Source organism: Streptomyces sp. SID4985, assembly GCF_009863025.1.
Taxonomy (GTDB): Bacteria; Actinomycetota; Actinomycetes; order Streptomycetales; family Streptomycetaceae; genus Streptomyces.
The window spans coordinates 1-6,061 of sequence record NZ_WWIR01000454.1 but is presented as its reverse complement, the minus strand read 5'-3'; the positions used below and the strand labels follow the sequence as shown (position 1 = coordinate 6,061).

At 75.4% G+C, this 6,061-nt stretch carries 5 protein-coding genes and 1 pseudogene; all 6 read left to right on the top strand.

Annotated elements, in window-relative coordinates; all coding sequences use genetic code 11:
• Positions 1-325, top strand: a 325-nt coding sequence (locus GTW40_RS20070; RefSeq protein WP_202486158.1) for a pantoate--beta-alanine ligase, incomplete at its 5' end; no start/stop codon positions are given.
• On the top strand, positions 322-2,019 hold the full coding sequence (locus GTW40_RS20065; protein WP_161181575.1) for an L-aspartate oxidase: 1,698 nt from the start codon (positions 322-324) through the stop codon (positions 2,017-2,019). The genes GTW40_RS20070 and GTW40_RS20065, both read left to right, overlap by 4 nt.
• A 72-nt stretch (positions 2,020-2,091) precedes the next feature.
• Positions 2,092-3,075, top strand: a complete 984-nt coding sequence (gene nadC / locus GTW40_RS20060) for a carboxylating nicotinate-nucleotide diphosphorylase (RefSeq protein WP_161181574.1) — start codon at positions 2,092-2,094, stop codon at positions 3,073-3,075.
• A gap of 4 nt (positions 3,076-3,079) precedes the next feature.
• Entirely contained in the window at positions 3,080-3,877 is a 798-nt protein-coding gene (locus GTW40_RS20055; protein WP_018548013.1) for a type III pantothenate kinase, read from the top strand.
• A 137-nt stretch (positions 3,878-4,014) separates the two neighbouring features.
• Positions 4,015-4,341, top strand: a pseudogene (locus tag GTW40_RS33230) (hypothetical protein); the annotation flags it as partial.
• 1,410 nt (positions 4,342-5,751) lie between these two features.
• Complete coding sequence (locus GTW40_RS32750; protein ID WP_202486157.1) at positions 5,752-5,925, top strand: hypothetical protein; 174 nt, start codon at positions 5,752-5,754, stop codon at positions 5,923-5,925.
• The last annotated feature ends 136 nt before the right edge of the window (positions 5,926-6,061 follow it).

The window sequence follows — 6,061 nt, the reverse complement described above, 5'->3', positions numbered from 1 at the left end:
GGTGCCGTCCACGCACGCGCGCGCCGAGGCGCTCAGCGCCATAGGCGAGTCCCGTGCGGCGGCCGACGCGCACGCGGTGGCCACCGCCGTACCCGGCGGCCCGGCCGCCGTCCGCGCGGCCGCCCGCCAGATCCTGGACGAGGGCGTCCACTTCGAGCCACCGCTCGTCCTGGACTACCTCGCCCTGGTCGACCCCGCCGACTTCACCGAGATCGGCGACGGCTTCACCGGCGAGGCCGTCCTGGCCGTCGCCGCCCGGGTCGGCTCGACCCGGCTGATCGACAACCTCCCCCTCACCTTCGGAACCCCCGGAGCCGCCTTGTGACCAGCACAGGTATACGACTGCACGCGCCCGCCCCCGGCTGGTCCATCACGGCCGACGTGGTGGTCGTCGGGTCCGGTGTGGCCGGGCTGACCGCCGCCCTGCGCTGCGAGGCGGCCGGACTGACGACGGTCGTCGTCACCAAGGCCCGTCTGGACGACGGCTCCACCCGCTGGGCCCAGGGCGGTGTCGCGGCCGCGCTCGGCGAGGGCGACACCCCCGAGCAGCACCTGGACGACACCCTGGTCGCGGGCGCGGGCCTGTGCGACGAGGAGGCCGTACGCCTCCTGGTCACCGAAGGCCCCGGCGCCGTACGGCGGCTGATCTCGACCGGCGCCCGGTTCGACACCGACGACGCGGGCACCATCCAGCTCACCCGCGAGGGCGGCCACCACCGCCGCCGTATCGCGCACGCGGGCGGTGACGCCACCGGCGCGGAGATCTCCCGCGCGCTGGTCGACGCGGTCCGCGCGCGCGGCCTGCGCACCATCGAGAACGCGCTCGTGCTCGACCTGCTCACCGACGCCGAGGGCCGCACCGCCGGAGTCACCCTGCACGTCATGGGCGAGGGCCAGCACGACGGCGTGGGCGCCGTGCACGCGCCCGCCGTGGTCCTCGCGACCGGCGGCATGGGCCAGGTGTTCTCCGCGACCACCAACCCGGCCGTCTCCACCGGCGACGGCGTCGCCCTTGCCCTGCGCGCGGGCGCCGAGGTCAGCGACCTGGAGTTCGTGCAGTTCCACCCGACCGTGCTGTTCCTCGGCCCCGACGCCGAGGGCCAGCAGCCGCTGGTCTCCGAGGCCGTGCGCGGCGAGGGCGCCCACCTGGTCGACGCCGACGGCACGCGCTTCATGGTGGGCCAGCACGAGCTGGCCGAGCTGGCCCCGCGCGACATCGTCGCCAAGGGCATCACGCGGCGCATGCAGGAGACGGGCGCCGAGCACATGTACCTCGACGGCCGGCACTTCGGCGCCGAGATGTGGGAGCGGCGCTTCCCGACCATCCTGGCCGCCTGCCGCGCCCACGGCATCGACCCGGTCACCGAGCCGGTCCCGGTCGCCCCGGCCGCCCACTACGCCTCCGGCGGCGTCCGCACCGACGACCGGGGCCGTACGACCGTGCCCGGCCTGTACGCGTGCGGAGAGGCCGCCTGCACCGGCGTCCACGGCGCCAACCGGCTCGCCTCCAACTCCCTGCTCGAAGGGCTCGTCTACGCCGAGCGCATCGCCGCCGACCTCGCGGCCGCCCACGTCGACGGCACCCTCGCCGCGCGCGTGCCCGCCCCGGTGCCGCACGCGGAGTGCCCCGCGCACCCGCTGCTCGCGCCGGAGGCCCGGTTCGCCGTCCAGCGGATCATGACCGAGGGCGCGGGCGTGCTGCGCTCGGCGGACTCCCTCGCGCGCGCCGCCGAGCGCCTGGAGCGGCTGCACACCGAGGCGCTCGAAGCGCTGGAGACCGACGGCAAGACCCCCGAGCCCGGCGTGGACACCTGGGAGGCCACCAACCTCCTGGGCATCGCCCGGGTGCTGGTCGCCGCCGCGCGGCTGCGCGAGGAGACCCGGGGCTGCCACTGGCGCGAGGACCGCCCCGAGCGCGACGACGAGAACTGGCGCCGCCACATCGTCGTGACGCTCCGCCCGGACCGCTCCCTGGCCGAGCGCCTCACCGAGACCGCAGACTTCCCCCCGACCCGGTAATTCCGGCCCCCGGCCCGGTAACCCCTCGCAGACCTGTCCCACCCGTACCCGTCCCCAGGAGCAGTGACGAACGTGAGCACCGAAGACCTTCCCCTCGCCCCCACCGGCGGCTGCGGTGACGGCTGCGCCTGCGGCGCGGGCGGCGAGGAGGACGAGGAGTACCTGGAGTGCGGGCTCGACCCCGCGCTCGCCGAACTGCTGGCCGCGGCCGGGCTCGACCCGGTCGAGGTCGAGGACATCGCCAACGTCGCGGTCCAGGAGGACCTGGCGGGCGGTGTCGACGTGACCACCGTCGCGACCATCCCCGAGGACGCGCGCGCCACCGGTGACTTCACCGCGCGCGAGACGGGCGTCGTGGCGGGCCTGCGGGTCGCCGAGGCCGTGCTCTCCGTGGTCTGCGAGGACGAGTTCGAGGTCGAGCGGCACGTCGAGGACGGCGACCTGGTCGAGGCCGGGCAGAAGCTGCTCACCGTCACCGCCCGCACCCGCGACCTGCTCACCGCCGAGCGCAGCGCCCTGAACATCCTCGGCCGCCTGTCCGGCATCGCCACCGCCACGCGCGCGTGGGCCGACATGCTGGAGGGCAGCCGCACCCGGGTCCGCGACACCCGCAAGACCACGCCGGGCCTGCGCTCCCTGGAGAAGTACGCGGTCCGCTGCGGCGGCGGCGTCAACCACCGCATGTCGCTGTCCGACGCGGCCCTCGTCAAGGACAACCACGTGGTCGCCGCAGGTGGCGTCGCCGCAGCGTTCAAGGCCGTACGGGAGGCGTTCCCGGACGTGCCCGTCGAGGTCGAGGTGGACACCCTGCACCAGCTGCGCGAGGTCGTGGACGCGGGCGCCGACCTGATCCTGCTGGACAACTTCACGCCGGGGGAGTGCGAGGAGGCCGTCGCGATCACCGGCGGGCGCGCCCAGCTGGAGGCGTCGGGGCGGCTCACGCTGGAGAACGCGCGCGCGTACGCCGAGACCGGGGTGGACTTCCTGGCCGTCGGCGCCCTCACCCACTCCGCGCCGGTCCTGGACATCGGCCTGGACCTGCGCGCGGCGGAGTGACGGGATGCTGCTCACGATCGACGTCGGCAACACCCACACCGTCCTCGGTCTCTTCGACGGCGAGGACATCGTCGAGCACTGGCGCGTGTCCACCGACCCGCGCCGCACGGCCGACGAGCTGGCGGTGCTGCTGCGCGGGCTGATGGGCAGCCACCCGCTGCTCGGCAGCGGCCTCGGCGACGGCATCACCGGCATCGCGATCTGCGCGACCGTGCCGTCGGTGCTGCACGAGCTGCGCGAGGTCACCCGCCGCTACTACGGCGACGTGCCCTCCGTACTCGTCGAGCCCGGTGTCAAGACGGGCGTGCCGGTGCAGTTCGACAACCCCAAGGAGGTCGGCGCCGACCGGATCATCAACACGGTCGCCGCGAACGAGCTGTACGGCGGCCCGGCGATCGTCGTCGACTTCGGCACGGCGACGACCTTCGACGCGGTCTCCGCGCGCGGGGAGTACGTCGGCGGGGTGATCGCGCCCGGCATCGAGATCTCGGTGGAGGCGCTGGGCGTCAAGGCGGCCCAGCTCCGCAAGATCGAGGTGGCCCGGCCGCGCAACGTGATCGGCAAGAGCACCGTGGAGGCCATGCAGTCCGGCATCGTCTACGGCTTCGCGGGCCAGGTCGACGGCGTCGTCACCCGGATGGCCCGCGAGCTGGCCGACGATCCGGACGACGTCACGGTGATCGCCACGGGCGGGCTCGCGCCCATGGTGCTCGGCGAGTCCTCGGTGATCGACGAGCACGAGCCGTGGCTGACGCTGATCGGGCTGCGGCTGGTCTACGAGCGGAACATCCCGCGCAGGTGAGGGGGCCGGCGCCGGATGCGGCGCCGGCCGGAGGAAACCGGGCACGACACGCGTCGACACAACGCTGTGTTTCGTAACTTTTGTCCGATTAGAGCTACCGTCGCCCCATGCCCACGCCATACGGATCTCGCGGCGGCATGGCGTTCGGCGCGGAGGAGCTGCGCGTGCTCCGCCGTGCCCTCGCCCTCGCCCTCCACCCCGGACCCGCCTCGGCCGAGGACGTCCAGGACTGCTTCCGCCTCGCCGAGACGCTCGACGAGGCGCTGGCCGAAGCGGCCCGGCTGCGGTCCTTCCTGCTGGCCGACCTCGGCCGCTACCGAGCGGCCCTCCCGGCCACGGCGACCGGCTACCTCTCCCTCCTCGCGGAAGCCCTGAACACCGGCCACCGCCCCACCCCCGACGACCTGGCCGCCCTGAAGGCCCTCAGCGGCAACCCCGACGCCGCCACCCTCCTGGCCCACTGCCGAGGAGTCCCGGAACAACACCCGGCCCCCCACCCGTCTCCGACGTCACGTCCCCCTGGCATCCCCGCCCCGACGGCCTCCACGTCCACGGGCACGGCCTCGATGACGCCGCCTTCTCCGAGCCCGACTCCGTCGGCACCGGCTCCTGGGATTCCGACTTCGGTGGGTCCGGCTTCTGGGATTCCGTCTCCGGCGGTCCCGGCCTGCGCGGGTACGGCTTCGGCGGCACCGGCTTCCGCGGTTCCGTCCCCGGCCACCCCCGCCTTCGCCGGCGCGCCCAGAACGGCGCCGTCGTCCTCGCCCTCGACCTCGGAAGCACCGGCCGTCACGGCCACGGCCCTGGCTGTCCTGACGCGCGAGGCCCTGCTCTCGGCCTCCACCCCGGCTGCCCCAGGCGTCGCGGCCCGGACCTCGGTTGCCCCGGCTTCCGCGGTCCCGGGGCCGAGCGCCCTGGCCTCCACGTTCTCGGCTCCGGCTGCCTCAGGCGTGGCGGAAGCGGCCTCGGCTGCTCCGGTCCATCTGGTCCCGCGCTCGGTCACCCAGGCCGCCGCGCTCGCATCTCGGGCCGCCCGGACCTTCGCGGTCCCCGCCGTCCTGGTGCCCGCGTCCGCCGTCTCGGCCCCCGCCGCCCCGGTTCCCGGTGTTCCGGCCGCCGCCATCCTGGCCTCGGCGCTTCCGGTCTCGGCGCTCGTGCCCGGCGTGATCCAGCTGCCCGCCTCCCGGTCCCACCTCCTGGCGCTGCCCGGCGGCGCGGCCGATCCGGCCAAGCCGGGGCGGAAGCCGGGGGCGCCCGCGCCCGAGCGACCGGGGACGGAACCCGAGCAGCCGAAGCGCCCGGTCCCGACGCCCGGCGAGGTCTTCCCGCCCCGCAAGCCCGCGACACCTCAGGACCCGGCGTCCGAGCACCTCGCGGCAGGCTGACCCCTCGGCCAACCGCTCCCGCCTCCACCCGCTGTGGCCCCCGAGGACATTCCTCGGGGGCCACAGCGGTGCAGCCAAGGGGCCAGGCCCGGCTCCGTGACACTCCGGCCCCGTACGCGCCGCCAGGACACCCCTCGGGGCCGCAGCCGGATGGCGCGTGTCGGGGGGCCCACGGTCTCGGCTCTGCCCGTATGCGCCCCCGGGCCACTCCCGAGGGCCGGGCCGTAGCGGGACCGGCGACTGGGGACGCGGTCCCCGGGCGCCCCTCCCCGTACCGGGAGCTCTTTCGGGCACCACATCGGGACGACGACGAGCAGCCCCCTCCCGTAACGCCCCGTCCCCGTAAGGGGGCCGCCGGACACGCCCGACGGCCGCAACAGGGCGCCCTGGGGCACCCCCCGGCGGCCGCAGCGGGGCAGCGACGGAAACGCCCCCCACTCCGGGGCACCCCGCCCCCTGCGCCCCACCCCCGCTGGCTACTCTGGTCGCATGGATTACGTCTCCGCGCTCGTTCCCCCGGTCGTCATGGCCGCGTTGTTCATCGGTGTGGTCCGGGTGATCGTGAAGACCCAGGGCGGCGCCGCCAAGAGCAAGGAAGACGCCGCAGTGGACGCGGCGCTGGCCCGCGCGGAGAGCGCCCGTCAGGCCACCACGGACGCCTGACCGCGCCCCGCACACCCCGCGCGGAGAGCCACCCACCGGCCACCCAGGACGCCCGCCCGCGCCGCACCCGCCCCGCGCGGAAAGCACCCGCCCGGCCGCCACGGACGCCTGCCCGTGCCCCGCACGCCCCGCGCGG